The 24,242-nt window shown below is 45.6% G+C and carries 24 protein-coding genes and 1 riboswitch; of the genes, 12 read left to right on the forward strand and 12 right to left on the reverse strand.

Going from position 1 to position 24,242, the window contains the following annotated elements:
- Nucleotides 1-45 precede the first annotated feature (45 nt).
- Nucleotides 46-483 carry a universal stress protein gene (locus R7Z49_RS07680; protein ID WP_005379654.1) on the forward strand — a complete coding sequence of 146 codons (438 nt, stop codon included), beginning with the start codon at nt 46-48 and terminating at the stop codon, nt 481-483.
- Between the two features lie 63 nt (nt 484-546).
- On the opposite strand, the gene R7Z49_RS07685 is transcribed toward R7Z49_RS07680, so the two are convergent.
- Complete coding sequence (locus R7Z49_RS07685) at nt 547-1,623, reverse strand: alkene reductase (RefSeq protein ID WP_318111512.1); 1,077 nt, start codon at nt 1,621-1,623, stop codon at nt 547-549.
- 92 nt (nt 1,624-1,715) lie between these two features.
- On the opposite strand from R7Z49_RS07685, the gene R7Z49_RS07690 reads away from it, so the two are divergent.
- Nucleotides 1,716-2,663, forward strand: a complete 948-nt coding sequence (locus tag R7Z49_RS07690; protein ID WP_005379650.1) for a LysR family transcriptional regulator — start codon at nt 1,716-1,718, stop codon at nt 2,661-2,663.
- Between the two features lie 18 nt (nt 2,664-2,681).
- Here the strand turns inward: R7Z49_RS07690 and thiQ are convergent, their stop codons facing one another.
- From thiQ to mpl, 5 genes are all read right to left on the reverse strand, one after another.
- The gene (gene thiQ, locus R7Z49_RS07695) at nt 2,682-3,386 is read right to left on the reverse strand and encodes a thiamine ABC transporter ATP-binding protein (protein WP_005379648.1); all 705 of its coding nucleotides are present in this window, start codon (nt 3,384-3,386) and stop codon (nt 2,682-2,684) included.
- Nucleotides 3,386-4,972: a thiamine/thiamine pyrophosphate ABC transporter permease ThiP gene (gene thiP / locus R7Z49_RS07700; RefSeq protein WP_318111514.1), complete on the reverse strand. Its 1,587-nt coding sequence runs from the start codon at nt 4,970-4,972 to the stop codon at nt 3,386-3,388. The genes thiQ and thiP overlap by 1 nt, the downstream gene beginning before the upstream one ends.
- 41 nt (nt 4,973-5,013) lie before the next feature.
- Nucleotides 5,014-6,006, reverse strand: coding sequence for a thiamine ABC transporter substrate binding subunit (gene thiB / locus R7Z49_RS07705; protein WP_130544794.1), 993 nt, complete (start codon nt 6,004-6,006; stop codon nt 5,014-5,016).
- Nucleotides 6,007-6,078: 72 nt separating this feature from the next.
- A riboswitch (TPP riboswitch) is annotated at nt 6,079-6,215 on the reverse strand.
- A gap of 37 nt (nt 6,216-6,252) precedes the next feature.
- Nucleotides 6,253-6,891 carry a flavin prenyltransferase UbiX gene (locus R7Z49_RS07710; RefSeq protein ID WP_005379640.1) on the reverse strand — a complete coding sequence of 213 codons (639 nt, stop codon included), beginning with the start codon at nt 6,889-6,891 and terminating at the stop codon, nt 6,253-6,255.
- Between the two features lie 5 nt (nt 6,892-6,896).
- Nucleotides 6,897-8,255 (reverse strand): UDP-N-acetylmuramate:L-alanyl-gamma-D-glutamyl-meso-diaminopimelate ligase, encoded by a 1,359-nt coding sequence (gene mpl, locus R7Z49_RS07715; protein ID WP_318111515.1) that lies wholly within the window; start codon nt 8,253-8,255, stop codon nt 6,897-6,899.
- A gap of 312 nt (nt 8,256-8,567) precedes the next feature.
- Between mpl and fbp the strand changes: the two genes are divergently transcribed.
- Nucleotides 8,568-9,584, forward strand: a complete 1,017-nt coding sequence (fbp, locus tag R7Z49_RS07720; RefSeq protein WP_005383114.1) for a class 1 fructose-bisphosphatase — start codon at nt 8,568-8,570, stop codon at nt 9,582-9,584.
- A gap of 127 nt (nt 9,585-9,711) precedes the next feature.
- Nucleotides 9,712-10,242 carry an inorganic diphosphatase gene (gene ppa / locus R7Z49_RS07725; RefSeq protein ID WP_005379635.1) on the forward strand — a complete coding sequence of 177 codons (531 nt, stop codon included), beginning with the start codon at nt 9,712-9,714 and terminating at the stop codon, nt 10,240-10,242.
- Between the two features lie 73 nt (nt 10,243-10,315).
- On the opposite strand, the gene R7Z49_RS07730 is transcribed toward ppa, so the two are convergent.
- The 4 genes from R7Z49_RS07730 to R7Z49_RS07745 are packed head-to-tail and all read right to left on the reverse strand — an operon-like array spanning nt 10,316 to nt 16,593.
- Nucleotides 10,316-10,678 (reverse strand): DUF2799 domain-containing protein, encoded by a 363-nt coding sequence (locus R7Z49_RS07730; protein WP_053306847.1) that lies wholly within the window; start codon nt 10,676-10,678, stop codon nt 10,316-10,318.
- Nucleotides 10,679-10,727: 49 nt separating this feature from the next.
- Nucleotides 10,728-11,075, reverse strand: a complete 348-nt coding sequence (locus tag R7Z49_RS07735; RefSeq protein WP_033906019.1) for a gamma-glutamylcyclotransferase — start codon at nt 11,073-11,075, stop codon at nt 10,728-10,730.
- Between the two features lie 44 nt (nt 11,076-11,119).
- Nucleotides 11,120-14,884 carry a translocation/assembly module TamB domain-containing protein gene (locus tag R7Z49_RS07740; RefSeq protein WP_213909584.1) on the reverse strand — a complete coding sequence of 1,255 codons (3,765 nt, stop codon included), beginning with the start codon at nt 14,882-14,884 and terminating at the stop codon, nt 11,120-11,122.
- Complete coding sequence (locus tag R7Z49_RS07745; protein ID WP_064353584.1) at nt 14,881-16,593, reverse strand: autotransporter assembly complex protein TamA; 1,713 nt, start codon at nt 16,591-16,593, stop codon at nt 14,881-14,883. The genes R7Z49_RS07740 and R7Z49_RS07745 overlap by 4 nt, the downstream gene beginning before the upstream one ends.
- A gap of 167 nt (nt 16,594-16,760) precedes the next feature.
- On the opposite strand from R7Z49_RS07745, the gene msrA reads away from it, so the two are divergent.
- Complete coding sequence (gene msrA / locus R7Z49_RS07750; protein WP_005379620.1) at nt 16,761-17,399, forward strand: peptide-methionine (S)-S-oxide reductase MsrA; 639 nt, start codon at nt 16,761-16,763, stop codon at nt 17,397-17,399.
- Between the two features lie 70 nt (nt 17,400-17,469).
- Here the strand turns inward: msrA and R7Z49_RS07755 are convergent, their stop codons facing one another.
- Nucleotides 17,470-17,670 (reverse strand): DUF1107 domain-containing protein, encoded by a 201-nt coding sequence (locus R7Z49_RS07755; RefSeq protein WP_005379612.1) that lies wholly within the window; start codon nt 17,668-17,670, stop codon nt 17,470-17,472.
- Between the two features lie 215 nt (nt 17,671-17,885).
- On the opposite strand from R7Z49_RS07755, the gene R7Z49_RS07760 reads away from it, so the two are divergent.
- The 7 genes from R7Z49_RS07760 to R7Z49_RS07790 all read left to right on the forward strand — a co-directional run bounded on the left by R7Z49_RS07760 (nt 17,886) and on the right by R7Z49_RS07790 (nt 23,516).
- Entirely contained in the window at nt 17,886-18,437 is a 552-nt protein-coding gene (locus R7Z49_RS07760; RefSeq protein WP_005379610.1) for a YtfJ family protein, read from the forward strand.
- Nucleotides 18,438-18,664: 227 nt separating this feature from the next.
- Nucleotides 18,665-18,964, forward strand: coding sequence for a DUF2607 family protein (locus R7Z49_RS07765; RefSeq protein WP_005379608.1), 300 nt, complete (start codon nt 18,665-18,667; stop codon nt 18,962-18,964).
- Between the two features lie 134 nt (nt 18,965-19,098).
- A complete protein-coding gene (gene zrgA / locus R7Z49_RS07770; protein WP_085569684.1) occupies nt 19,099-19,752 on the forward strand; it encodes a zinc uptake protein ZrgA in 654 nt (217 codons plus the stop codon).
- Nucleotides 19,753-19,804: 52 nt separating this feature from the next.
- The gene (locus tag R7Z49_RS07775) at nt 19,805-20,533 is read left to right on the forward strand and encodes an ABC transporter ATP-binding protein (RefSeq protein ID WP_042522447.1); all 729 of its coding nucleotides are present in this window, start codon (nt 19,805-19,807) and stop codon (nt 20,531-20,533) included.
- A complete protein-coding gene (locus tag R7Z49_RS07780; protein ID WP_213971570.1) occupies nt 20,530-21,789 on the forward strand; it encodes an ABC transporter permease in 1,260 nt (419 codons plus the stop codon). The genes R7Z49_RS07775 and R7Z49_RS07780 overlap by 4 nt, the downstream gene beginning before the upstream one ends.
- Nucleotides 21,790-21,793: 4 nt before the next feature.
- A complete protein-coding gene (locus R7Z49_RS07785; RefSeq protein ID WP_005379600.1) occupies nt 21,794-22,288 on the forward strand; it encodes a DUF3299 domain-containing protein in 495 nt (164 codons plus the stop codon).
- Nucleotides 22,289-22,610: 322 nt separating this feature from the next.
- Nucleotides 22,611-23,516 carry a TIGR03899 family protein gene (locus tag R7Z49_RS07790; RefSeq protein ID WP_064368954.1) on the forward strand — a complete coding sequence of 302 codons (906 nt, stop codon included), beginning with the start codon at nt 22,611-22,613 and terminating at the stop codon, nt 23,514-23,516.
- Between the two features lie 89 nt (nt 23,517-23,605).
- Here the strand turns inward: R7Z49_RS07790 and cysC are convergent, their stop codons facing one another.
- Nucleotides 23,606-24,223 (reverse strand): adenylyl-sulfate kinase, encoded by a 618-nt coding sequence (gene cysC / locus R7Z49_RS07795; protein WP_005379598.1) that lies wholly within the window; start codon nt 24,221-24,223, stop codon nt 23,606-23,608.
- Nucleotides 24,224-24,242: the final 19 nt, after the last annotated feature.

Below are 24,242 nucleotides of genomic sequence, written 5' to 3' on the forward strand. Positions count from 1 at the left end.
CCGATTTGGCCCCGAGGATAAAGGGGCCTTAATGAGAGACATTGAATGTACAAACAAATTCTTGTTCCGGTTGATCTAAATGACCAAGGCTTTTCAGACCGAGCGGTTGAACTAGCGGTTTGGCAGGCAAAGCAAGCAAATGCTCAAATCCATCTTCTGACGGTACTACCTGGTATTCACATGTCGATGGTTGCCACATACTTTCCGAAAGATGCTGCGGCCAAAATGAAGCAAGACGTGAAGCAGCAACTAAAAACTTTCGCTAATGAGCATATTGCTGAAGATGTGGTTTACCAAGTGCATGTTGCTGAAGGCAAGGCCTACGCGACCATTCTTGATTATGCAGAACGTTTAGGCGCTGATCTCATCATTATGCCAAGTCACAAGCGCTCTAAAATCAATAAAGTAATGCTTGGCTCTGTCGCGAGTAAGGTTGTGGAATATTCTCCAATCAATGTGATGGTCGTAAAACCGCAAGGCTAAGTAAATACAGAAACGAAAAAGGACGCTAACATTAGCGTCCTTTTTATATTAAACAAGTAAGGGTTATGCCATCATTGGGTAATCGGTATAACCTTCTGCTCCACCCAAATAAAAGTGTTCTGGTTTCGCCTCATTAAGAGGTGCATTTTTCTTAAATCGCTCAACTAAATCTGGGTTTGCGATAAAGGGAACGCCAAATGCGACCACATCAACTTTGTTTTCTGCAATTGCTGTTGCCGCTTCTTGTGCACTGTAGCCCACGTTCGCCATTAAGTGACCTTGATAGGTTTCGCGTGCTGGCTTGAGAACATCTGCTTTTTGTACGCCTTTCAGATCCGCACGCATCACGTGCCAATAAGCAAGATCGAAAGAATTAAGTTGCTCTGCTAAGTAACGCACCAAGCCAACTGGATCACTGTCTTTCATGTCATTAAATCCATTTAGCGGAGATGTGCGCAGACCGACTCTTCCAGGTCCCCATACCTCAACGACTTCTTTCACTATCTCAAGTAAAAATCGAGCACGATTTTCAACCGAGCCACCGTATTCATCGGTACGTAAATTTGAACCGTCACGAAGGAAGTTATCAATAAGATAACCATTGGCGCCATGTATCTCGACCCCATCAAAGCCGGCTTTCTTGGCGTTTTCTGCACCTTGTTTAAACGCCGCAACAATGGAAGCTATCTCATCCACTTCGAGTGCTCGTGGTACCGTATATGCTTGCTTACCCGAAGGGGTATGGACTAATTCATCACGAATGGCCAATGCGCTCGCCGCTACAGGTGTTTTTCCTTCATTCAGATCAGGATGACAAGCTCGTCCCGCATGCCAAATTTGCAGTACAATCTTACCGCCTCTCTCATGAACCGCATCCGTTACCTTTTTCCAAGCTGCGATTTGCTCTTCGCTGTAAATGCCCGGCTCTGCCATGAAAGCAGACGTACCTTCCATCACCATGGTGCATTCAGCAATGATAAGTCCGGCACTCGCACGTTGAGCGTAGTATTCAACCATAAGGTCATTAGGAATATGGTCCGCACCAGCACGAGCTCGCGTTAAAGGCGCCATAATGGCACGGTTATCTAATGCTAATTGACCGAGTTCGATAGGAGAAAATAAGTCTACAGAGTTGGACATGTTGTTTACCTCAAATGACAATAACTTGATGGCTAAGGATGAGATGCCAGACTATAATCAGATTAATATTGAAACAATATAGATAATTGAAAGTGATTGTTCGCAATTTAGAAACAATTGACTTTAGAACGCTTTCTATCTTTGTCACAAGCTGTCGACTACTGAGCTTAACCAAGTGCGCGCTGGAGTTAAACCTACCAAAATCTACTGTTAGCAAAGCCATAACCAAACTCGAACAACACTTTGAAGCCAAACTCCTAGAGCGCACAACCCGAAAGTTAGTGATCACCGAAGCTGGCCAAATGGTTTTAGAGCGTGCTGCAAGCTTAGTTGAGGAATTCCACTCAATTGGCCATGACGTTCAGGAGATGGAACAACAGATCCAAGGCCGGCTGCGTATTTCCGCGCCACCAGCGTTGGATGCGTATATGGCGGAGCACATCTTTTTGCCATTTTTAAAACAATGGCCAAAAGTACAAATTGCGTTAGAAGCATCGAACGATTTTGTTGATCTCTTTTCACACGGCTTTGATATGGCAATTCGAGTCGGTCAGATAGTTGATGATCGATTGATCGCAAAAAAATTAGGCTATACCACTCGAGTTCTGGCTGCTAGCCCTGAGTATTTAGCTGAGTTCGGCGTACCTGAAACGCCAGAAGATCTGACAAAACACAACTGTTTGAGGTATCAATATGTTTCAGAAATAGGGCCTTGGACGCTGATCTCACACGATAATACCGTCAATGTTTCAATAACCAGTAACTTCTCAAGTACAACTGTAGAAGCAATATTGAAAGGTGCACTTAAAGGACTAGGCATCGCTAACTTACCTGTGCAAAACATGACGCAAGAGCTAGAAAGTGGCACCTTAGTCAGAGTGTTGCCGCAATGGCACACGGTACCAATGCCTATTTATCTAGTCTATCGTCCTGGAGCAAACCGCCCACGGCGCGTACAAGCAATGATTGACCATATCATGAGCTTAAGATCTCAATTTGAATTTGGCCCTAGGCATGGTTTGTGTTGCGGAGAAGCATAACCTAGCAACTATCAGGCACTAGCATGCGGCTCGGATAAATGCCGCAAGCTTCTCACTAGCATGCTGTTCACTCAATGCAGACATATCACCCGCGGCTTCCACTTTACCATCTGCCACAAACACAAAGTGGCTGGCAATCGCTTTGGCATCGCTTAAATGGTGCGTGACCATCAATACGGTTATTCCCCGCTCTGCTGCGAGTTTTTTTACCAAGCTCAGCATCTCTTCACGCAACACCGGATCAAGCGCCGAGAACGGCTCATCCAATAGCCACATGGGATGAGGCTGAACAAAACAACGCGCTAAGGCAACACGTTGACGCTGGCCACCAGAAAGATGCTCTGGCAAACGGTCGAGGTACTCTGCAACACCAACTTGCTGCGCGGCTTGTTCAATCTGACGATTTTGGTCCACCGTGAGCTTTAGCCCCGGGTGTAAGCCCAAACCGATGTTGTCACGCACCGATAAGTGAGCAAACAAATTGTGCTCTTGGAACAACATAGAGAACGGACGCAGATAAGGCTCTTTACGCACAATGGACTCACCATCAACACAAATATCACCACGGTCAGGATGGATGAATCCTGCCACCAACGCCAGCAAGGTTGACTTCCCTGCCCCACTTGGTCCCATCAGCGATACAATCTGTCCTTGCTCAATCGTTAAGTCAAAACGAAACAGTTCACGTTGGTAGGTGTACTGCACATCATCCAACACTAACATTACGCTCTCTCCTTCGTTTTCAATACTTTCTCAATCAAGGCAAAACAGCCCACACTCAACAACAATAGGGTCACCGATACCACCGCAGCTGCGTCCATCTGATAACTGCCAAGCAACTGGAACAAATACAGAGGTAAGGTACGAAACTCTTGTCCACCAAACAGTGCGATGGCACTTAAATCCCCTATTGCAAACATAAAGCTGATCGCAAACGCATGTGCAAACGGCTTGCGTAGCGCCTGCCACTCCACCACTTTAAACCGTTGCCAGCCACGCATGCCTAAGCTGGCACATACATACTGATACTGTTGTTCAATGTGCAGCATTGGCTGCGCTAGCGTTTTGATCACGTAAGGCAAAGCCATCAAACCGTTCACCAAAATCACGACAAAAAATGCCAAGCTAAAAACATCGGTAAATGCGCGCAGTAGTAAGAATAAACCGGTGCTAATCACCAGACCTGGAGTCACCAAAATAATGGTGCCGATTAACTCTATCTGATCGGCTCGCGTGTTTTTGTACTGCAACCGCCAACGGCGACTGGTCAATAGTATGGACACCCCTGCAGCGACCGCAAGCGCGCTAGCGACACAGGCGACTTTGAGGGAGTTCAATAGCGCAAACCAAAAACGCTCATCGGTTAATACTGTCCAAACTTGTTGGTTGATGCCACTCAGTAACACCATCAATAACGGCGGTATTACCAGTAAAAAGGCACCTATGATCCAAAAGCTATCCCAAGCTTTTGACCACCCATGATCCTTCGTTAAATATTGCTGTACCGATGTGCTTCCAGCACTGATAGAAACAGGCCTTGTTAACTTCTGCACACCAATAGCAAGCAGTCCACATAACAGCATCTGCCACAGCGCCAATAACGCCCCAGCTTGTAAATCAAAATCAAACTTAATCGCTTGGTAAATGGCCAATTCAATGGTGGTGGATTTTGGCCCGCCCCCCAACACCATTACAGTGGCAAAACTGGTAAAGCACAACATAAACACCAACCCACAAACGTGGGGAAGCTGCTGCCTTAAACGCGGCCATTCTACCCAGCGAAACTTATCCCAATGGCTCATCCCAAGATGCGCGCAAAGCTTATGCTGCTCGGCAGGAATAGACTCCAAGGCTTGCAGAAGCAATCGTGCCGCGTAAGGTAAATTAAAGAACACATGGGCGAGTAAAATGCCGTTCAAACCGTAAATAGAGAATGGCAGTTTAGTGTCGAAACTTTGCAACCACTGCGCCAACAAACCACTGTTGCCATAAATCGCTAACAGCCCAAAAACACCAACCAAAACCGGCAAAACCAGTGTCGATGCAAACAGCTTAAGCAGTAATGATTTACCAATAAATTGGCGACGCGAAAGTGCGTGCGCTACTGGAATGGCAAAGCCAACACTGAGCAATGTGGAAAGAAACGCTTGGTAGAAACTGAACTTGGTGACATGTTGATAGTACGGGTCGCCCCATACCACAGACACATCAAGTGAAGGGGCTTGAACAATCAAAGCACCTAGGGCAGAAATAACAAAGGTCGCGATGATCATCGCGACCCCTAAACCTATTTTTGGAACAGAATTCAAAGGTAAAACCTATCTCATTCAGATGAGGGTGGAAACGTCAGCTAAAACGTCAATGCGCTTTGCCATTCGCGAATCCAAGACTTACGCATTTTTGCCACTTCATCAGCACTAAAGCTCAACGACTTGCTTGGAACACTCAAAGTTTCAAAACCTTTAGGTAACTCAACGTCAGTGACTGGGTACATCCAGTTACCCGTTGGCATCGCCGATTGGAACTCATCACTTAAAATGAAACTCATAAATTGATCAGCAAGTTCTGAATTTTTTGCCCCTTTCACTTTGGCGGCGACTTCAACTTGCATGTAATGGCCTTCAGCAAAATTCGCCGTCGCAAACTTCGAATCGTTTTCCGCAATTAAGTGGTACGCAGGTGAGGTGGTGTAAGAAAGCACTAAATCGGACTCACCATTGAGGAACATAGAATACGCCTCAGACCAACCTTTCGTAACCGTTACGGTTTTGCTTGCTAGCTTCTGCCACGCTTGCGTCACATCGTCGCCATAAATAGATTTCATCCATAGCATTAAGCCTTGGCCCGGCGTTGAAGTCCGCGGATCTTGGTAAATCACTTTCAGATCGTCGCGCGTTTCCACCAGCTCTTTCATGCTTTTCGGCGGATTAGCCAGTTTCTCTTTGTTGTACACAAACGCGAAGTAGCCGTAATCGTACGGTACAAACGTCGTGTCGCTCCAGCCGTTTGGTAACACTGTGTTGGCCGTATCCACATTGTGCTCGGCAAGCAGACCGGTTTTCTTCGCTTCTGCCATCAGATTGTTATCCAAACCTAATACGATGTCCGCTTTGCTATTACCGCCTTCAAGACGAAGACGATTCAGAATCGACACACCATCGTCCAACGCTACGAAGTTAACGTCACAGCCACATTTTGCTTCAAAAGCTTGCTCGATTTTAGGACCTGGGCCCCAATCTGCGGCAAAAGAGTCGTAGGTATAGATGGTTAATGTGTTTTCAGCGGCAAACGCTGAAGTAGAGGTGATTGCAGCTAGGGCAATCAGATTTAGAGTAGGTTTCACTGCTCGCTCTCCATGAGTATTTCAGAGAAATAAGTTGAGCGGCACAGGGTTTGAGGCGGCTATTAAGGACTTCCAATATCCAGACTCAATTCCTACGCCAGCATTATCTGGTTCAGGTAATACGGGTCCCTAGTTAAACACTTAGGTCTCAGCGCCCCAATGCATTGATTGACTCAATGCTAAATGGGTTTGCTCCCCGATGAGTTGGATGGATTGTAAAGGTATTTGAGTGGTTACACAATCAGCTCACGAGCGCTGGTCATAACCCCAACGAGGCACCAAACCTTGCTCAATACCTAAGTGGTCAAGAATTCTCGCCACCATAAAATCCACTAAGTCTTCAATACTCTTTGGCTGATGATAGAAGCCTGGAGCTGCTGGCATGATGGTGACGCCCATTTGCGACAGTTTGTGCATGTTCTCCAGATGTAGCGTTGAAAATGGTGTTTCGCGAACCACGAGCAACAACTGCCCGCGCTCTTTCATTACTACATCAGCGGCCCGTTCGATCAAGTTGTCCGACATACCATGTGCTATGGCTGCAACGCTTCCCGCAGAGCATGGGCAAACCACCATTTGCTTGGGTGCAGCAGAACCAGAGGCAACCGGCGAGAACCAATCGTCTTTACCGCAAACGGTGATGTTATTTCGATTGCAGTTCAGGTGCTCTACCAATGCTTGCTGCGCTGCTTCTGGACCACTTGGCAGCTTAAGATTATGCTCGGTTGCCATCACAACACGAGCTGCCGAAGAAATCAGAACGTAGACATGATAATCCGCCGCAACCAAGCATTCTAAAAGACGAAGGCCGTAGGGAGCACCAGAAGCGCCCGTTAATGCCAACGTGATGGCTTTTTTATGAGAGGGTTGTGTTTTGTTTTGCATATCAATCAGGCTTTTTGTTTTAACTGCTCAAGAAGTTTTCCGTGAATACCACCAAAGCCACCGTTACTCATTACCAGAATTTGGTCTCCAGGCTGAGCACGTTCGACAATTTTAGCCACAAAGTTATCTATATCGGCATCGACAAACGCTGGCTGCTTGCATTGATCAGCAATGTCTTGCACAGACCACTCGATATTATCTGGCTGGAACAAGAAGACTTCATCTGCACTGTGTAGTGACTCTGCAAGTGTATTTTTGTGTACACCACGCTTCATGGTGGCAGAACGCGGCTCTAACACAGCAAGGATGCGTTTTTCACCTACCTTGTTACGCAAACCACCGACAGTAAGTTCAATTGCCGTTGGGTGATGCGCAAAATCATCGTAAACCGTCACACCTTGTTCTTCACCTTTCAGCTCTAAACGGCGCTTGGTATTGATGAAACGCCCTAATGCCTGGCAAGCAAGATCCGGAGTGACTCCAACATGTCGTGCAGCAGCGATTGCCATCAGCGCATTATCCACATTGTGGTCACCCACCAAATTCCATTCGACGGTACCAACCTTCTCGCCTTGCAACGCAACGTCAAATTTTGAGCCATCAAGCACTAATTTGTGCGCTTGCCAGTCACCATTCTCACCAGAGAACTGTTTTTCAGTCCAGCAGCCACGCTCTAATACATCCGCTAACGCTTGATCCTGCCTCGGCGCTAAGATCAATCCATTGCCCGGTACAGTTCGCACTAAATGATGGAATTGGCGCTTGATCGCTTCTAGATCATCGAAGATATCAGCATGATCAAACTCAAGATTGTTCATGATTAAAGTGCGAGGATGGTAATGCACAAACTTAGAACGCTTATCGAAAAAAGCACTGTCATATTCGTCCGCTTCAACGACAAAAAACATACTTTCACCCAAACGAGCAGACACTCCGAAGTTACCGAGTACCCCACCGACTAAGAAACCCGGTTGATAACCACAATCTTCAAGTATCCAAGCAAGCATGCTCGACGTGGTCGTTTTCCCATGTGTACCCGATACCGCCAATACCCAACGATCATGCAGCAAAAACTCGTTGAGCCACTGCGGGCCAGAGGTGTAACGCATGTTAGTGTTGAGCACATGCTCGACACACGGGTTGCCACGGCTCATCGCGTTACCAATCACCACAAGATCTGGTTGGGGGTCGAGTTGAGACGGGTCAAAGCCTTCAATAATTTCAATACCTTGAGACTCAAGCAGTGTGCTCATTGGCGGATAAACGTTGGCATCAGAACCAGTGACTTTATGTCCTAATTGGCGCGCTAGAATCGCTGCGCCGCCCATAAATGTGCCACAGATACCCAAGATATGAATGTGCATAAACTAAACCTTGTAATGCGTTTTTTAATGCTTTCATTATCGCGATTACCGCCTGAAAAGCGAGTGACTTTAGCCTTCTTCTTGCAGTCCCTTTCACAAATATGACAAGGTTGAACACAGACTGTACAACCTCTTGCTTACTGATGAATCCCTCAAACAAGTCTACAAATAAATTGAGATCTCAAACAGTTACTTCATTACCATTAAAAAGATCTGCGACTTAAACTTACATCCAGCGCAATCGTTTAACATCCATAAAGAGATGCTCACTTGCGCACTACCCCCAATGAAATGAAAATGTAAGGATTAACCATGTCAGGACTGCGCACCCTAGGCGAGTTCATTGTCGAAAAACAAGCGGATTTCCCCCACGCTAGCGGTGATCTATCATCCCTTTTAGCCTCCATTCGTTTAGCTGCAAAAATCGTTAACCGCGAAATCAACGCAGCGGGTCTCGGTGATATCACTGGTGCTGTAGGCACGGAAAATGTCCAAGGTGAAGATCAGCAAAAGCTCGATGTTTACGCGAACGATAAGTTCAAAGCCGCGCTTGAAGCTCGTGATCAAGTGTGTGGCGTTGCCAGTGAAGAAGAAGACGAAGCAGTTGCGTTCAATAAAGAACTCAACCAAAACGCCAAATATGTAGTACTGATGGACCCACTTGATGGTTCTTCTAACATCGATGTGAACGTCTCTGTTGGTACTATCTTCTCGATTTACCGTCGTGTTTCTCCAATCGGTACTCCACCAACTGAAGAAGACTTCCTACAACCTGGTCACAAGCAAGTGGCTGCGGGCTACGTGATTTACGGCTCCTCCACCATGTTGGTATACACAACTGGTAACGGCGTAAACGGCTTTACTTACGACCCATCTATCGGCAGCTTCTGTCTTTCTCATGAAAACATGATGATTCCTGATGATGGTAAGATCTACTCCATCAACGAAGGTAATTACATTCGTTTCCCTCAAGGGGTGAAGAAGTACATCAAGTACTGCCAAGAAAACGTGCCAGAAGACGGTCGCCCATACACTTCTCGCTACATTGGCTCGCTGGTTGCTGATTTCCACCGCAACCTACTGAAAGGCGGTATCTACCTTTACCCAAGCACACAAAGCCACCCACAAGGCAAGCTACGCCTGCTTTACGAATGTAACCCTATGGCATTCCTCATTGAGCAAGCTGGCGGCATTGCATCGGACGGCGTGAATCGCATTATGGACATCAAGCCTACTGAGTTGCACCAGCGTGTACCTTTCTTTGTGGGTTCGAAGAACATGGTTCGCAAAGTTGAAGAGTTCCTTGAACTGCACCGCGACGAAGAATAATTTCAGACCTTTGTCCAACGCGGCAGGTGTTTACCTGCCGCGTTTTTGTCGCTAAAGTGAAACGCGAATTTATCATCAGATGAAGCCGCTTTTGTGTGACTCATCGTTAATGAAAAGGAATATTCTAATGAGCTTAAACCATGTACCAGCAGGCAAGTCGCTGCCTGAAGATATCTATGTCGTGATCGAAATTCCTGCAAATGCAGATCCAATCAAGTACGAAGTAGATAAAGACTCTGGTGCTGTATTTGTCGACCGTTTCATGTCTGCACCAATGTTCTACCCATGCAACTATGGCTACGTGAACAATACCCTGTCTCTTGATGGCGACCCAGTCGACGTATTGGTACCAACACCATACCCACTCATGCCAGGTTCAGTCATTCGCTGCCGTCCTGTTGGCGTTTTGAAGATGACAGATGAATCGGGTGAAGATGCAAAAGTGTTTGCGGTTCCCCACTCAAAAATCTCGAAAGAGTACGAGCACATCCAAGATGTGGACGATATCCCAGAACTACTGAAAGCGCAGATCACGCAATTCTTTGAGCGTTACAAAGAGCTTGAAGCAGGCAAGTGGGTGAAAGTGGATGGTTGGGCAGATGTTGCTGCCGCCAAAGCTGAAATCCTAGAATCTTACGAGCGCGCTCAGAAAAAATAAGCATCACTGCTGATACAAAATTAAAAAGAGCTGCTCTAGGGCAGCTCTTTTGCTTTCATCTTACCTGTGTCAACTAGATAGGTGCGCCTGCTGAAGACATTCGTCCAGCGTCGTAGTCATGTTGAAAGAAGGGGTCAACATCATCACAAATGCCAAAATACGGCCGCCCGATAACACCGAGCATATAAGCACTTTGCTCGCAATACTCTTGCTTGCCTTGCTGGTAACCCGCTTGATAAGCCATTATCAGTTCTGGCGTCGCATGGTTAACATCATCCAGCTTCGCAATTCGCTCCTCAGATAACTCCCGTAATCCATCTAAAGCTGACTGCTTACCAAACACTTGCCAATCGGTCACATTATTCGAAGTCGGTAGTGTTGTTTGTGCGCATGCAGCAAGAAGCAACGCCATTGATCCAATTACGAATGTTTTCATCGTGACTCCTTAGTGTTTAGCTCGTTGCTATTGATAATGTCAGTATAGCTCACACCTTTTGACACCAATCTCCGGAAGCGATTTCTTCGGTTAATTGCTCAGTATCTTGATATAAGTAGATCCAAGCTTGGCCAAACGGCGTAACGATGCTCTCTCGGCGATATTCCACTGGCACATCTTCTAACCTATCTAGCTCGGATAAGGTTTCATCATCAATCAGATACACTTCACCTTGAATCGAGCGTTGCCCATCAGACAACGCTGGATAAGGGCCTAAGTCATACATTGCAAATTGAGCATCCGTTTCATGTAAACCAAGAAACTGCGCCGAGCGCAAATACTGATGGTTGTACTCTCCCTTGCGTAACGTGCCGTAGACAAAAATCAAATGCTGCATAACCACTCCTTAGTCATGACTGTGTATGCTTAGGTTAAAGCACTTTAATCGAACTCAAACTGATAGAGTAGGTCAACGGCGCTATCTACACCAGATACCGCTTCTAAATACAAGTCTTGCATCAATCGGTAACGCACAGTGAACTCACCTAGGGAGTTAAAGATGCCGACACCATATTTCACCTGCAAACCTGGCAGAATATAACCACTCACCGTCACTTGCGAGTCATCGCCCGACCCAGCAGTGTCCAGCTGTAAATCCTGTACGCCAAAGGCTTCACCGATTTCACCAACCACACGCCCACTCTTCGCCAAGCTTAAACCAATTAAGGTAGTCGTCATTGCATTACCACCGGCTTCACCATCAATATCTTGACCACGAAGTAGATAAGAAAGTGCATTGGCTTGGTTCATCGCGGGCTCTGAGAAAATTTCTATACTCGGATCAGATGCTGGGCCCGACACTTGTACCCCCGCAATGACATCATCTTGGGTATTGTCTGGATTACGAATCGCTTTGATAGACAAGTAAGGTTGATCTGGTGGACCATTCATCAGAATCTTACCTTCTTTAATCAATAAGTCCTGACCAAACGAACGATAAGAACCGTCGACAACATTCACTTCACCAACGATGAAAGGACCTTTGTCTTTTTGTGTCACGTTTAGGTTCCCTTTCAACCCACCTTTTAAACCAAAAGCGGCAAGTTGGAAGTCATCACCAATTTTAATGTTGATGTTCGTTTCCACATCAAACGGCATCGCAGCCACATCGTCCACTGGCTGCAAGTTTTTATCGAGAATAACGGTATCACTCGATACGCCTACCGCACTTGGTGGAAGCTCTTCGACGACAATTCTGCCCCATGGCAAATTAATATCACCCTCAATTTTCGCAAGCTGAGGAGTCACATCTATTGTCATGTCAGGCTCAACTTTGATTTTTACCATTGGAGGCAAATCAACATTGAGCTCTTTAGCAAATACACGCGCTTTAGTGCGCCAGTTCTGTAAGTCCTGCCAGTCGGCATCACCGGTAACGTTCAACTCACCATCCGGGGTTAAAATTCCAGCATCCAAGTCCGCTTGATGACCTTTAAAGTTGATGACGACCTGTCCTGAGTTTATATCTATCGGTGTGACTTCACCCTGTAGCTTCATTTGGTCAATCAAGAACTGACCGTTCACCTTCGGATGCATAACGTCACCTGATATCGCTAGGTCAGTATTCATGTTTGCTTTAAACAAGCTGTACTCACCAATCAACGGTGCCAAGAAGTCCAAGTGGAACGTAGAGAGTGAAACCTTACCATCAATAGTGGGCTTTTCAGACGAGACATTCAGTAAAGAAACCTTACCAGACAAGTCACCGTTATCTTTCACATCAAATAGCCACTCGGCATCAAGCTTGTCTTTCGCTAATGCCGCTTTAAAGTTGAAGCTTTCCCAACCGACTTTAATTGGCTGCTCAAGTGCTTGTTCAACTTGGCCTTTTGGCATATTGACACTTAAGGTTACTTCGGGCTTTTTCTCTGGTGCCCATTTAGCAAAAACCTGTGCATTAACCGAGCCTTGCAGCTTGGTTTCTGGCGGCAGGAATTGCTTGATTTGGTCAAAATCAAAATCATTGATGGCTAGCTTCGCCTGGCCACTCTTACCAACACTAATGTCTTCGGTTAGACATACGCTCGACTCCGCTTGCAACCAACAATGCGCTTGAACGTTCGCGATCTGTTTGTCGATATTGACCTTGACCGCGGTCGATTTTTGCAACGCCCACGGGCCTTGTTGCGAGCTCAGCGTCAAGCGGCGCAGCGCCCCATCCCAAATCATTTCTGGTTTCTGCTGGAATGTCCCTTCAATTTCTAAACTGGTCGACACCAGGTCAGACACTACATCGAGCGTCAGTTGATGCAGTTTTTCATCCCCAGAGACTTCAAGGTCAGCACTATCAACTTTTATGTCGTCATAGGTAATGTTGTTCGCAATTAGGCTTATGTTCGCTTTTGGTGCTGGCAGAGGCTTCACATCACCCTTTAAGGTGATCGTTTCTACGTTCGCCTGTTGCTGCCAGTTAATCTGATTTAAAGCGAGATCAAGATTGATGTCTGGTTCTTTCAAGCTACCACGTAGTGCGACTTTACCTTGCATCTTACCTGCAAGGTCCGGAACACTTTTCGCAAAATCAGGGAAGTTAACCTCAACATCCATCAGAATTTGCTTATCGATCTTACCCTTTGCACTCAGTTGGTTTGGACCATGAGAAAGCGCTAAACCCTGAGTGGTAAGTTGGATGTCTTCGCCTTTGCCGTTTTTATCAGACGCTTCAAGTTGCCCTTCAACATTCAGCGGATACCCTCGCAAAATGCCGTCAATGTCTAACTTAGGCAAACTGACTTGCCAACCGCCTTGTTCTGTTAACGACCCCGAAGTCGAAAGGTTACCGCTGATATCCCCTTCAGCTTCTTTCCATTGTAAACCTGGTTGAATGTTTTTCAGGTTTAAGTCAGCTTGCCAGTTGATTGGCGCAGCCCAATTGGCCATGACTTTCCCAGAGAGTTCGCCTCCCAGGGTTTTCACTACAAGGCTTTCGAGGTCAATTTGCTCTAACGTACCTTTGCCGTTTAGTGCGACATCAACGGCGGGAATATCTTTGCCTGACGCTTTGGTTTCTAATGCGACTTCGTAGCCATCAAGTGAGCCTTTTGCCGCCAAGCTTGGTACAGAAACCTGGTAATCGCTTTGTCCAAATAGCGGCCATTGCGCCTGTACATTTTTAATCGCGACATCAAACGGTAACTGCGTTTTAAGCAGTTGAATATCACCTTTGATCTCCGCTTGTACAAGCTCAGAAAGCGTAGCATTTAGTGACAAATCACCAACCGAACCCGAGACCAAAAGCGACAGTTTTTGTCCCTTCGCATCCGCTTGCTTCACTAACGCGTCCAGTTGCGCTTTGATAGGGTAATCAGAAGAAAGCGTCACTTGTGTGCTCAACTTGCCTTCCACTTCTGGCATGTCGAGCTCTAATGTTTTGACATCAACACGCTCACCGCCTGCTCTTGCAACCAAACCAAGATGATTGACGATCACTGGCGTTTCACCTGCCAGTTTGAAATTGTGAATATCAAGACGACGCGCTTCCACCGTCAGCGGAATCCATACTTCGGGTAACACAATATCTTGCGGCGTAGCATCGGCTTCTTTCGGCTCTTCAACAACCGCTTCAGGTTCAGCTTCACTTGGTGCTAAAGCCACATTAATGTCTTTCAACGCGGTAGGTGCGATCACCAAACGATCGCCTTGCATCGACAAAGCGGTCGAGAATGTTTGCCAATCAATTTGATTGCCCAGCACATTGACATTGATATCATTAAAGCTGACTTTATTAACAAAAATTGGCACTGGCGTACTGATAGAACGCAGTGGTGGTGTTTCCTCTTGCTCCTCGCTTGCTGGCGGTAGCTCAGGCATCTTAAAGTCAAGCCCCTGCAGTCTTAACTCATCGACACAAACCTTAGGGTCAAAGAAACAGCGGAAGTTCACTGCCAAAGCTAAACGCTCGACTTTGGCATCGATATTCAAAGACTCATCGACAAAACTGACGTTATGCAGTTCGAAGCGAGGAAACAATGAACCCTGCACTTTTTCAATCTGCAATTGTGGTAGTGCTTTTTCGGCTCCCCACAAGGCAAATTTGAGGCCTGGGTGGGTAAATAAAACTGTCGCGACAATAATGATGAGCAACAGCAATAGACCAATCAAACTGAGCGACAGCCATTTGGTCCACTTAAACATCATTTTGATCATAGCTCAGGCCCCAATGAGAAGTGGATACGAAACTCTCGTTCTGGTTTTGCATCCAACCCCCATGCAAAATCAAAACTAACAGGGCCCACCGGAGACGCCCAGCGGATACCAACACCAGCACCTGATTTCCAATCTGGTGTTTCATTAAACGCATCACCAATATCGTAAAACGTTGCAGCCCACCAGTTTCCATAAACACGATATTGGTATTCTAATGTACTGCTAACAATGTATTTACCACCCGTCAAAGCACCACTCTCATCCACAGGTGAAATAGATTCATAGCCGTAACCACGAATATTATTGTCACCACCTGCGAAGAAACGCAGCGACGGTGATAGCTTTTCAAGTTCATCGGTAATATTCGCACCACCTTCTAAGCGGAACAAACCACGATGATTCTCTCCAATACCACGAATCCAAGAAGTCGAGCCAATTAAGCGGAGCACTCTAGTTTCAGAAAGCATAGCGGTATCACCATACTCAACAGTGATGCTTTGCTTGTCTCCCCACATTGGCATATTGCCCCCTCGAACCCTAGTCCGAGAAAATGTCGCACCTGGAAGTACGAAGTTGAATTCATCATCTTGTAAACCTTGCGTAAAGCTCTCGTACAAATGACGAACATAAACGGTATTATGCCAACCACCGTCTGCTAACCAATGACGTTCCACTGCAAGGTTAGACTCGATACTCTGCGTGTCACGGTTGTCTAGGTTTTTAAGCCCATATTGAACTTGATAATAATCGTTAGCGACATCTTCTAAAGGAATTTTGTAAGAAGCAGTCACGGTTTGCTCTGGCTTAGATAGGGATAAAGCAGTGTTGAAACTGTGTCCTCGGGAGCTCACCCAAGGTTTCTTCCACTTCAACGTTCCTCGAACGCCGACATCCGTTGAGTAACCAATACCCGTCTCGATCTGATTCTTCGAAGCAGGAGATAAAGACACTTTAATTGGCAAGTCTCGGCCATCATCAAGCCTATCCAATTCAGGCTCAACAAAAACTGAGGAAAACCACTCCGTATTTGATAGCTTCTGGTTAAACTCGCCCAGCTTCGAAACGTTGTATGGGTCCCCTTCTTTAAAAGGTTGTAGTGATGCGACACGGTCTTCCCAGATGTGGTTGCCAATAAAAGAAACGTCGCCAAAATTGAAACGTATTCCACTGCTGTAGTGCAAACGGACATTAGCTTCGTTCAGATCAGGGATAACCTCTAATCGACTTAGCGTAAACTCACCATTGAAGTAACCACGCTGAAGCGCCAAGTTACGAATGCCTGACTTAAGGCTGTCGTATTGGCCTTGATTCAAAACTTGACCAACTTTGAGCGGAGAGCGCTCAATAAGTTTTGCAAACTCTTCATCGTCCTTGGCTTCTCCAGTGATGACCACATCCATGACTTTCACTTTCACTGGCAAGCCCGGCTTGATGAGCACAATTAACTCATCATTCGCTTCAGGAATAGAGTATGAAATTTTTGCATGATAATACCCAAGCGCGTTAAGCGCTTCAGTGATACTTTGATCTAATCTCGCTTGAAAACGCAGAGAAGTGGAGTAATCCTTCTCTGGAATAGATGATAGATACGCACTGACATTCTCTTCTAAAGCGCCATCAATGCCTTTCAAAGTCAAAGAAACATCGGCATAGGCACCATGAGAAAAGGCAAACAGGCCAACAATGGTGGGGAGAGCTTTTTTTATCATGCTTTTATGGCTGAATGAGGTTAAGTAAACGTAAATAATGATAACGCCAATTAGATTCTAAGTCTGTAATATTAATAGGTTTAACGCGGTCTATGTCATCACAGCATCAGATACAGACGAAATGAAAAAGTTCGCAAATTTAAGACACGTATTGAAGGACAAATACCATGCTCAACAAACAAACATTGATCAGTATAGAAGATGCCTTGCCAGGTAGAGATCAACCAATGCAGATTGACGATCATCATTTTGTAAATAAATCTAACCTAAAGGCGCCTCTTGCGTCACACCAACAGCAGATTTTGCTCGGAATGGGCTGTTTTTGGGGCGCTGAGCGCGTATTTTGGCAACTCGACGGCGTTGTATCTACTTCAGTCGGTTACGCTGGGGGTTACACACCCAATCCCACGTATGAAGAAGTCTGTACGGGTAAAACGGGTCATACAGAAGTCGTACGAGTCGTTTTCGATGAACGCGTCATCTCATTAGAAAAGCTACTGGCTGTTTTTTGGGAAAAACACGACCCAACTCAGGGAATGCGTCAAGGTAACGACTTAGGTACTCAATATCGTTCTGCAATTTACACTTATTCGACGGAGCAACTCGAGAGCGCAGAGAAATCGAAACTCTTGTATCAGCAAGCACTGCAAGAAGAGCAGCGCGCGAACATCACCACCGAAATACAACCAGCAGGTCCGTATTACTTTGCGGAAACCTACCACCAGCAATATTTGGCGAAAAACCCTGATGGTTACTGTGGCATCGGAGGAACGGGAGTTTGCTTCCCACCAAGCCTCCAAGGATAAACCTAACCAGCAACAAAAAGAGCGACCGATATGGTCGCTCTTTTCTAAATCTAAGTGGGTACCAAGCTAACTAAGCCGATAATGATGCTATCACTTGGTTGACTTCTTTAAAGATGGTGAGCCTTTTATGATCGTTGACGTCAGGTAGTAACACTTTTCCATTGTCGAACTGAAAACAGCCAACCCCAACAATAAAAAACTGACCTTTGAACAACGTTTTAACAAAACGGGCCACTTGTAATGGTCGATATACAGCAAACTCACGTAGCATAACTCACCTCAATTCCTTTGAGAAAACACGGATTGCTTATTTTTCCTCTGCAATCTTAATGCGCAATTTGCGACGGAAATCATTTTAGCAAATTCTAAATATAACGCAAGATTACACCACTCCATACGTTAAATAAATGTTATCAACGGTCCTACAAATTTCTAAGATCTGGATATATACTGGAAGCTTCCAAACCTCGTACGGAATATAACAATATGAAAACTAAGACTCTCCTACCTCTACTACTGGCCTTAACGCCAAGCTTGACCTTTGCACACAACTTGTCAGTGGGTAAAAGCGTTCCTCCTGTCAATGTTGCCGCTTACGGCGAGATTGTTTTACAAGGCGAAGGCGTTGCATACCAACCCTGGGCAACTCAACATATGCAAGGCAAAGTTCGTGTTATTCAAGCCATCGCAGGCCGTAGCAGTTCAAAAGAGATGAATGCCCCTTTAATGTCGGCAATAACAGCGGCAAATTTTCCACAAGAAAGCTACCAGACGACGACTATCATCAACCAAGATGATGCAATTTGGGGGACAGGCTCTTTCGTGAAGTCTTCAGCTCAAGACAGCAAAAAAGAGTTTCCTTGGTCATCCATGGTTCTTGATGAAAATGGCGTAGTTGCTAATACTTGGGACCTGAAAGAAGAAAGCTCGGCCATTATTGTTCAAGACAAAACGGGCAAAATTCTGTTCGTCAAAGAGGGCGCACTTGAGCAAGATGAGATAACAAAAGTCATTGAGCTTATTAAACAGAACATCTAGCTTCATTGAATGGCTCCTTGCTCTTGCTGTAAGGAGCTATATGAATTTGATTAGAAGCATGGGCAGTGATAACTCTGCTCTTTATAAGTGCGACACTTCCATCAGAGAGTATTACCAATATTTTTCGGCACGTATGTGTGGAGTTAAATTTTTCTGCTAGCCAACAAAAGAGTGAACTTTTATTCATTATGGGTGTTATATTATAACAGTCGGTAAGAGGAGCTCAGATGTACCACCACCAGCAAAAAACACTAAGATATTGGTATCGCACTGCTTTATTTTTCAGTGTTGCGTTGCTGATCGCTTGGAACTTTGCGGTTGTACTTCATCAAGTCGATCTGACGCCCGACCATCATACCCATCATCATTGCCAATTATTTTCTGGTGTTCAGCACGGTATAGCAAAGGTACAACCTACCCTCTCTACACCGACTTTTACGCGCGCCCAGCATCATCATGTTTTTTTGCATCTCGTGTACGGCGAAGAAGTTCTTGGCGCTGCTCGTGCCCCTCCTTATTTTGCTTAATTTCCAAACTATTCCACACTCAAAATTATTGAGTTCATTCCCGCACCTAGTGTGTCAGGGAACAATAACTTAGTGAAACTCGAATCTGAGCAATACCGCCTTTGGTTAATGCCAGTAAAATTAGGAAAAATACAATGTCATCAAAACACGTTTTAGCCCTTGCTATTGGCCTCACTTTATCGACAGCAGCGAATGCAAACGAATACCGCCAGCATGGTGCTCATGTGCATGGTCACGTCGAGTTTAATATCGCCCAAGATGGCAAAGATCTGTTAGTAGAGATCACAGCTCCTGGAGCTGATGTTGTGGGTTTCGAGCATGCTCCAGAAAACGCGCAACAAGAGCAAGCGCTTAAACAAGCCGTCGCTACACTCGAAGACAGCAACGCATTGTTCGCTATTAACTCACAAGCTGATTGTAATATTGAAGAAGCTTACGTGAGCCACAACCTAAGCGAAACTCATGAGGAACATGATCATAGTGAGCACGACCATGATGACCATGCACATCACGATCATGAAGGACACGAACACCATGATCATAATGAACATCATGATAAACATGACCACCATGACGATCATGATGAGGCGCACGATCATGGCGGTCACGGTGAATTTTCGGTGCAATATCGCTTCAATTGCGAACAAGTTAATCAGCTTAGCCAAATCCAAACCGATTGGTTTAACCAATTCCCAACTACAGAGTCCATCAGCGTCAATATATTCACTGATACCATGCAATCAGCAATTAAATTAAGCAAAGATAACACCCAAATCGTAATCAAATAACACGAGTGGCGTGTAAGTACCCACTTACACGCCACAGCTTTGGTGATTTAATATGACTGAAACCACACCAAATGTTGTCGAGCTAGAGGATGCCCAATTTTTCTGGCCCGGTTCAACCAACGCGACCATCCACATCCCCAAATTACACATTACACAAGGCGAACATGTGTTTATCAAAGGTCCAAGTGGCTGCGGTAAATCGACCTTGCTCGCTTTGTTGACGGGGATTAACACATTAACTTCAGGCTCTCTATCTGTACTCGATACTGACCTTGCTAGTTTAAGTGCCAGTCAGAGAGACCGCTTTCGCGCCAATCATATTGGCTACATCTTTCAACAGTTCAATTTATTGCCGTACCTTAACGTACTTGAAAACGTATTATTGCCATGTCAGTTCAGTAAAATACGACGTGACCGTGCCCATTTAGGTGCCTCATCTCAAACGTTAAATGAACAGGCTCAGGCCCTACTAGAACGACTGCACTTGCCAAACGAGCTTCATACACGCCCTGTCTCTGAATTGAGTATTGGTCAACAACAACGTGTGGCTGCGGCTCGAGCTCTGATAGGACATCCAGAGTTAGTGATCGCTGACGAACCAACCTCAGCTTTAGACTATGACAATCGTAAAGCATTTATTGAGCTCCTTATGGAGCAAGCGAATCAAGCCAATGCCACACTGGTATTCGTTAGCCACGACCCAACACTCGAACCCTTATTCGATCGCACGCTCAATCTACCCGACATTAATCAAGTATCTAGCCTAGGAGCCATATCATGAGTGCTGTTGTAAAGCTCGCCTGGAAGAGCTTGATGAACCGCAAAGCGACGGCAATTCTAACCATCATGACCGTTGCGATTTCAGTGGTACTCCTCTTGGGCGTCGAGCGTATCCGAACTCAAGCCAAGGATAGCTTCGCCAATACAATTTCAGGCACAGACCTCATTATTGGTGGACGCTCTGGGCAAGTGAACCTATTGCTCTATTCTGTGTTTCGTATTGGTAATGCGACCAACAACATCGATTGGAAAAGCTACCAAGAGTTTGCCAATCATCGTTCAGTCGATTGGGCTATTCCAATCTCGCTTGGCGACTCGCATAAAGGCTTCCGAGTTATGGGAACCAATCACAGTTACTTTGAGCATTACAAGTTTGGAAGTAAGCAACCACTAACATTCAGCAAGGGTAGAGAATTCAATGGTTTATTTGAAACCGTACTAGGTTCTGATGTCGCTAAACAACTTGGTTATGATATCGGTAGCGAAATCATCATTGCCCACGGCATTAGCGACGTTGGCTTTAGCCGTCATGACAATCTGCCATTTAAAGTTGTCGGTATCCTTGCACCTACAGGAACACCAGTCGACAAAACTGTCCATGTATCATTGGAAGCCATCGAAGCCATTCACGTTGGGTGGGAAAGTGGTGCGCGTTTGGGCCCGACACCCAAGGCACAAGATCTCAAAAACAGAGACTTTCAGCCCAAACAAATTACCGCTATGCTCGTTGGTTTGAAATCTCGTATTCAAACTTTCGCCCTGCAAAGACAAATTAACACCTACCCCAAAGAGCCGCTTAGCGCCATTATGCCCGGCGTTGCGTTGCATGAGTTATGGGGAATGATGTCGGTTGCAGAGCAAGCCCTAATGGCAGTATCTGGTTTTGTCGTGATTGCAGGGTTGTTAGGTATGTTAAGCAGTCTATTAACTAGCCTACAGGAACGCCGCCGTGAAATGGCGATTTTGCGTGCCATGGGAGCAAGGCCTCGTCATGTTTTCTCACTCTTAATTAGTGAAGCCAGCTTGCTTACTGCTGCTGGTATTATTACTGGCGTTACAGGGCTGTATGCTATTCTTGCTATCGCGCAGCCGATCATCCAACAGCACTATGGAATACATCTCACCTTAAGCATCTTATCTACTTATGAGTGGATACTATTAGGTTTCGTACAATGCGCTGGTATTGTGATTGGTTTCATTCCCGCACTCCGCGCCTACCGACAGTCACTGAGTGACGGAATGACAATAAGGATTTAATAAAATGTGGAAAAAAATACTCGCAAGTTGCTTGCTGGTCGTCGCATTCACAGCGCCTGTTATGGCCAGCGAAGAACCATTGAAGCTTGACTGGATTGACCTTGTTCCAGAAAAAGAGCGTAAATTGTTCGACAGTATAGGCATGCCTGCATCTGATCACAGTGGTGGCGCAGCGCAGCAGTCCAAGATTGGTAATGTTCGACCAGAACTGAACGGAAGCCAAGTTAAAATTCCAGGGTTTGTTATCCCACTTGAAGGTGATGCCGATACCGTCACCGAGTTTTTATTAGTGCCATACTTTGGAGCTTGTATTCACGTGCCACCACCGCCTCCAAACCAGATCATTTACGTGAAGTTTCCGAAAGGCGCGCCTGTTCAAGAGTTGTGGGATGTTATATATGTGGTTGGAACGTTGAAAACCGAGACGATAAACCACGAACTAGCAGAAACGGCTTACGTTATTGAGGGATCAGAAATAGAAGCCTACGACGATATGTAATTTAAGTCGTCGATAAGCCTCGCTACACCTAAGGCGTCACACTGGCGCCTTTTTTAGCTTTGTGCTACACGATATAACGAGATAAATACGCTAATACGCCCACATAAATAACCAAAAGAAACGCTATCGACAGGTGCTTTTTGAGTTTACCTGCTTCTGAGAACTTCATAGCCCCTCCAAAATAACGATAACAATGTTAACAACTCATTATCATTTTGAATAGCCCTATTCGTTCAAAAACTGAGAACTCCTGTCTGGTCGCTTGGTCAGATAAGGTGTAAATTTAAACGTGCGAACCGCGCAGTTCTTGGTAGGAAAACGAATGGCAGACCCGACAAAGCAACCTGTTGTCATCGAACATCAGTCAGACACAAAAAAAAATACGCAACAAGAAAAGAAACAAGGCTACATAAAAGACAGTGCTAGTAAGGTAAAAACCATTGCCCAAATACACGGTCTTGACGCCTTACTGCAAACCGGCCCGCCAGCCAAATCTGCGTTTGAAAGAGCCCAATTGCGAGAGCAAAGACGCCAAGAACAGCGACAAAAAAACTTAGAACAGATTTTAAAATTAGCGCACAGTTCATGCCGAGATGAGACAGCGGGAGAGCCAGACCAAGATTGGTTGCATCGATTTTTTGAGATGGCTCAAGACATCCATAACAGCGCGATGCAAAAGCTATGGGCTCAAGTGATGAAGCGTGAAGTGACCAATCCGGGTTCAACGTCCATGAAAGCGTTGAAAACCCTCAAGGATATGTCACCAAAGGAAGCACAAACTCTGCAAAGAGCCGCCTCTTTAGCGTGCAGTTTTGGAGGGGATCACAGCAGAAAACTGCTGATTGGTTACAAAGCGCAAGGAGGCATATTTAGCTTCGGCAAGCGAGACGTCGCTAACAGCCTAAATATGGGAAGTTTTCAACTGCCGTATTCAAGCTTGTTGCTCTTAATTGAATTAGGGCTGCTGCACAGTGCCGAACTTGAATCTGGCGAAATTAGTATCGAGACACCGTTGGTCCTCACCTACCAAGGTAAAAACTTATCACTGAACGTAAACAGCAAAGGTGTCCGCCTTTTATATTACCGATTCACACCCACAGGTAATGAGCTCTGTACCTTGCTCGGTAACAAACCACATGCCGAATACTACGACCAAATGCTTGCACTGTTAAATCATAGATTTAGTGTCCATAGTGAAGCTAAAAGTACGGTTCATCATACCGTCTAGCCAGCTTGAGAAGCATTTGACTACCTATGAGCCAAATACTTCTCCAGCTGCTCAAAGAGCTTTAGGTCACCTATGATCTAAATGCTTTTTTATCGGATCACACCGCGTTGTTTAAGATCGATTAAGCACAAATCCACCAGCTCATCGACACTCTTTTCTCCCGCGGGCAAATCGATTTCAGGGTTCTCTGGCGCTTGATATTCCGAATCAATACCAGTGAAATTAGGAATCTCTCCCGCACGGGCTTTACGGTATAAACCCTTAGGATCTCGACCTTCGCAAACCTCTAGAGATGCATTGACATACACTTCGATAAACTCGCCTTCTGGCAATAAATCGCGCACTAACTTCCGCTCTGCACGATGCGGTGAAATAAACGCCGACAGAACAATTAAACCCGCATCTGCCATCAACTTCGCCAGTTCACCAATGCGACGAATGTTCTCGCGACGGTCCTGTTCAGAAAAACCTAAATCGCTACACAAACCATGTCGTACATTGTCACCATCCAATAAATAGGTGTGGTAACCCAATGCTGCAAGGCGATTTTCCAACGCCCCAGCTACGGTTGATTTACCCGCTCCAGATAAACCAGTGAACCACAATACGGCAGGTTTTTGCTTCTTTAATTCAGCACGAAACTGTTTATCAACCGAATGCTGGTGCCAAACAATGTTTTCATCTTTTACCGTCGTTTCGGCAGTCATAACGTATCCTTGTAAATAT

The organism is Vibrio sp. 1562, from assembly GCF_033340155.1.
Classification (GTDB): Bacteria; Pseudomonadota; Gammaproteobacteria; order Enterobacterales; family Vibrionaceae; genus Vibrio; species Vibrio alginolyticus.

What these genes read in the sequence shown, in the direction of transcription:
- ppa (WP_005379635.1), top strand. Translation starts at nt 9,712, where the DNA reads ATGAGCTTAAACCATGTACCAGCAGGCAAGTCGCTGCCTGAAGATATC.
- R7Z49_RS07680 (WP_005379654.1), top strand. Translation starts at nt 46, where the DNA reads ATGTACAAACAAATTCTTGTTCCGGTTGATCTAAATGACCAAGGCTTT.
- mpl (WP_318111515.1), bottom strand. Translation starts at nt 8,255, where the DNA reads ATGCACATTCATATCTTGGGTATCTGTGGCACATTTATGGGCGGCGCA.
- R7Z49_RS07745 (WP_064353584.1), bottom strand. Translation starts at nt 16,593, where the DNA reads ATGATAAAAAAAGCTCTCCCCACCATTGTTGGCCTGTTTGCCTTTTCT.
- R7Z49_RS07710 (WP_005379640.1), bottom strand. Translation starts at nt 6,891, where the DNA reads ATGCAAAACAAAACACAACCCTCTCATAAAAAAGCCATCACGTTGGCA.
- R7Z49_RS07780 (WP_213971570.1), top strand. Translation starts at nt 20,530, where the DNA reads ATGAGTGCTGTTGTAAAGCTCGCCTGGAAGAGCTTGATGAACCGCAAA.
- R7Z49_RS07760 (WP_005379610.1), top strand. Translation starts at nt 17,886, where the DNA reads ATGAAAACTAAGACTCTCCTACCTCTACTACTGGCCTTAACGCCAAGC.
- R7Z49_RS07785 (WP_005379600.1), top strand. Translation starts at nt 21,794, where the DNA reads ATGTGGAAAAAAATACTCGCAAGTTGCTTGCTGGTCGTCGCATTCACA.
- msrA (WP_005379620.1), top strand. Translation starts at nt 16,761, where the DNA reads ATGCTCAACAAACAAACATTGATCAGTATAGAAGATGCCTTGCCAGGT.
- R7Z49_RS07790 (WP_064368954.1), top strand. Translation starts at nt 22,611, where the DNA reads ATGGCAGACCCGACAAAGCAACCTGTTGTCATCGAACATCAGTCAGAC.
- R7Z49_RS07755 (WP_005379612.1), bottom strand. Translation starts at nt 17,670, where the DNA reads ATGCTACGTGAGTTTGCTGTATATCGACCATTACAAGTGGCCCGTTTT.
- R7Z49_RS07775 (WP_042522447.1), top strand. Translation starts at nt 19,805, where the DNA reads ATGACTGAAACCACACCAAATGTTGTCGAGCTAGAGGATGCCCAATTT.
- R7Z49_RS07685 (WP_318111512.1), bottom strand. Translation starts at nt 1,623, where the DNA reads ATGTCCAACTCTGTAGACTTATTTTCTCCTATCGAACTCGGTCAATTA.
- R7Z49_RS07730 (WP_053306847.1), bottom strand. Translation starts at nt 10,678, where the DNA reads ATGAAAACATTCGTAATTGGATCAATGGCGTTGCTTCTTGCTGCATGC.
- zrgA (WP_085569684.1), top strand. Translation starts at nt 19,099, where the DNA reads ATGTCATCAAAACACGTTTTAGCCCTTGCTATTGGCCTCACTTTATCG.
- R7Z49_RS07735 (WP_033906019.1), bottom strand. Translation starts at nt 11,075, where the DNA reads ATGCAGCATTTGATTTTTGTCTACGGCACGTTACGCAAGGGAGAGTAC.
- R7Z49_RS07765 (WP_005379608.1), top strand. Translation starts at nt 18,665, where the DNA reads ATGTACCACCACCAGCAAAAAACACTAAGATATTGGTATCGCACTGCT.
- fbp (WP_005383114.1), top strand. Translation starts at nt 8,568, where the DNA reads ATGTCAGGACTGCGCACCCTAGGCGAGTTCATTGTCGAAAAACAAGCG.
- thiQ (WP_005379648.1), bottom strand. Translation starts at nt 3,386, where the DNA reads ATGTTAGTGTTGGATGATGTGCAGTACACCTACCAACGTGAACTGTTT.
- cysC (WP_005379598.1), bottom strand. Translation starts at nt 24,223, where the DNA reads ATGACTGCCGAAACGACGGTAAAAGATGAAAACATTGTTTGGCACCAG.
- R7Z49_RS07740 (WP_213909584.1), bottom strand. Translation starts at nt 14,884, where the DNA reads ATGATCAAAATGATGTTTAAGTGGACCAAATGGCTGTCGCTCAGTTTG.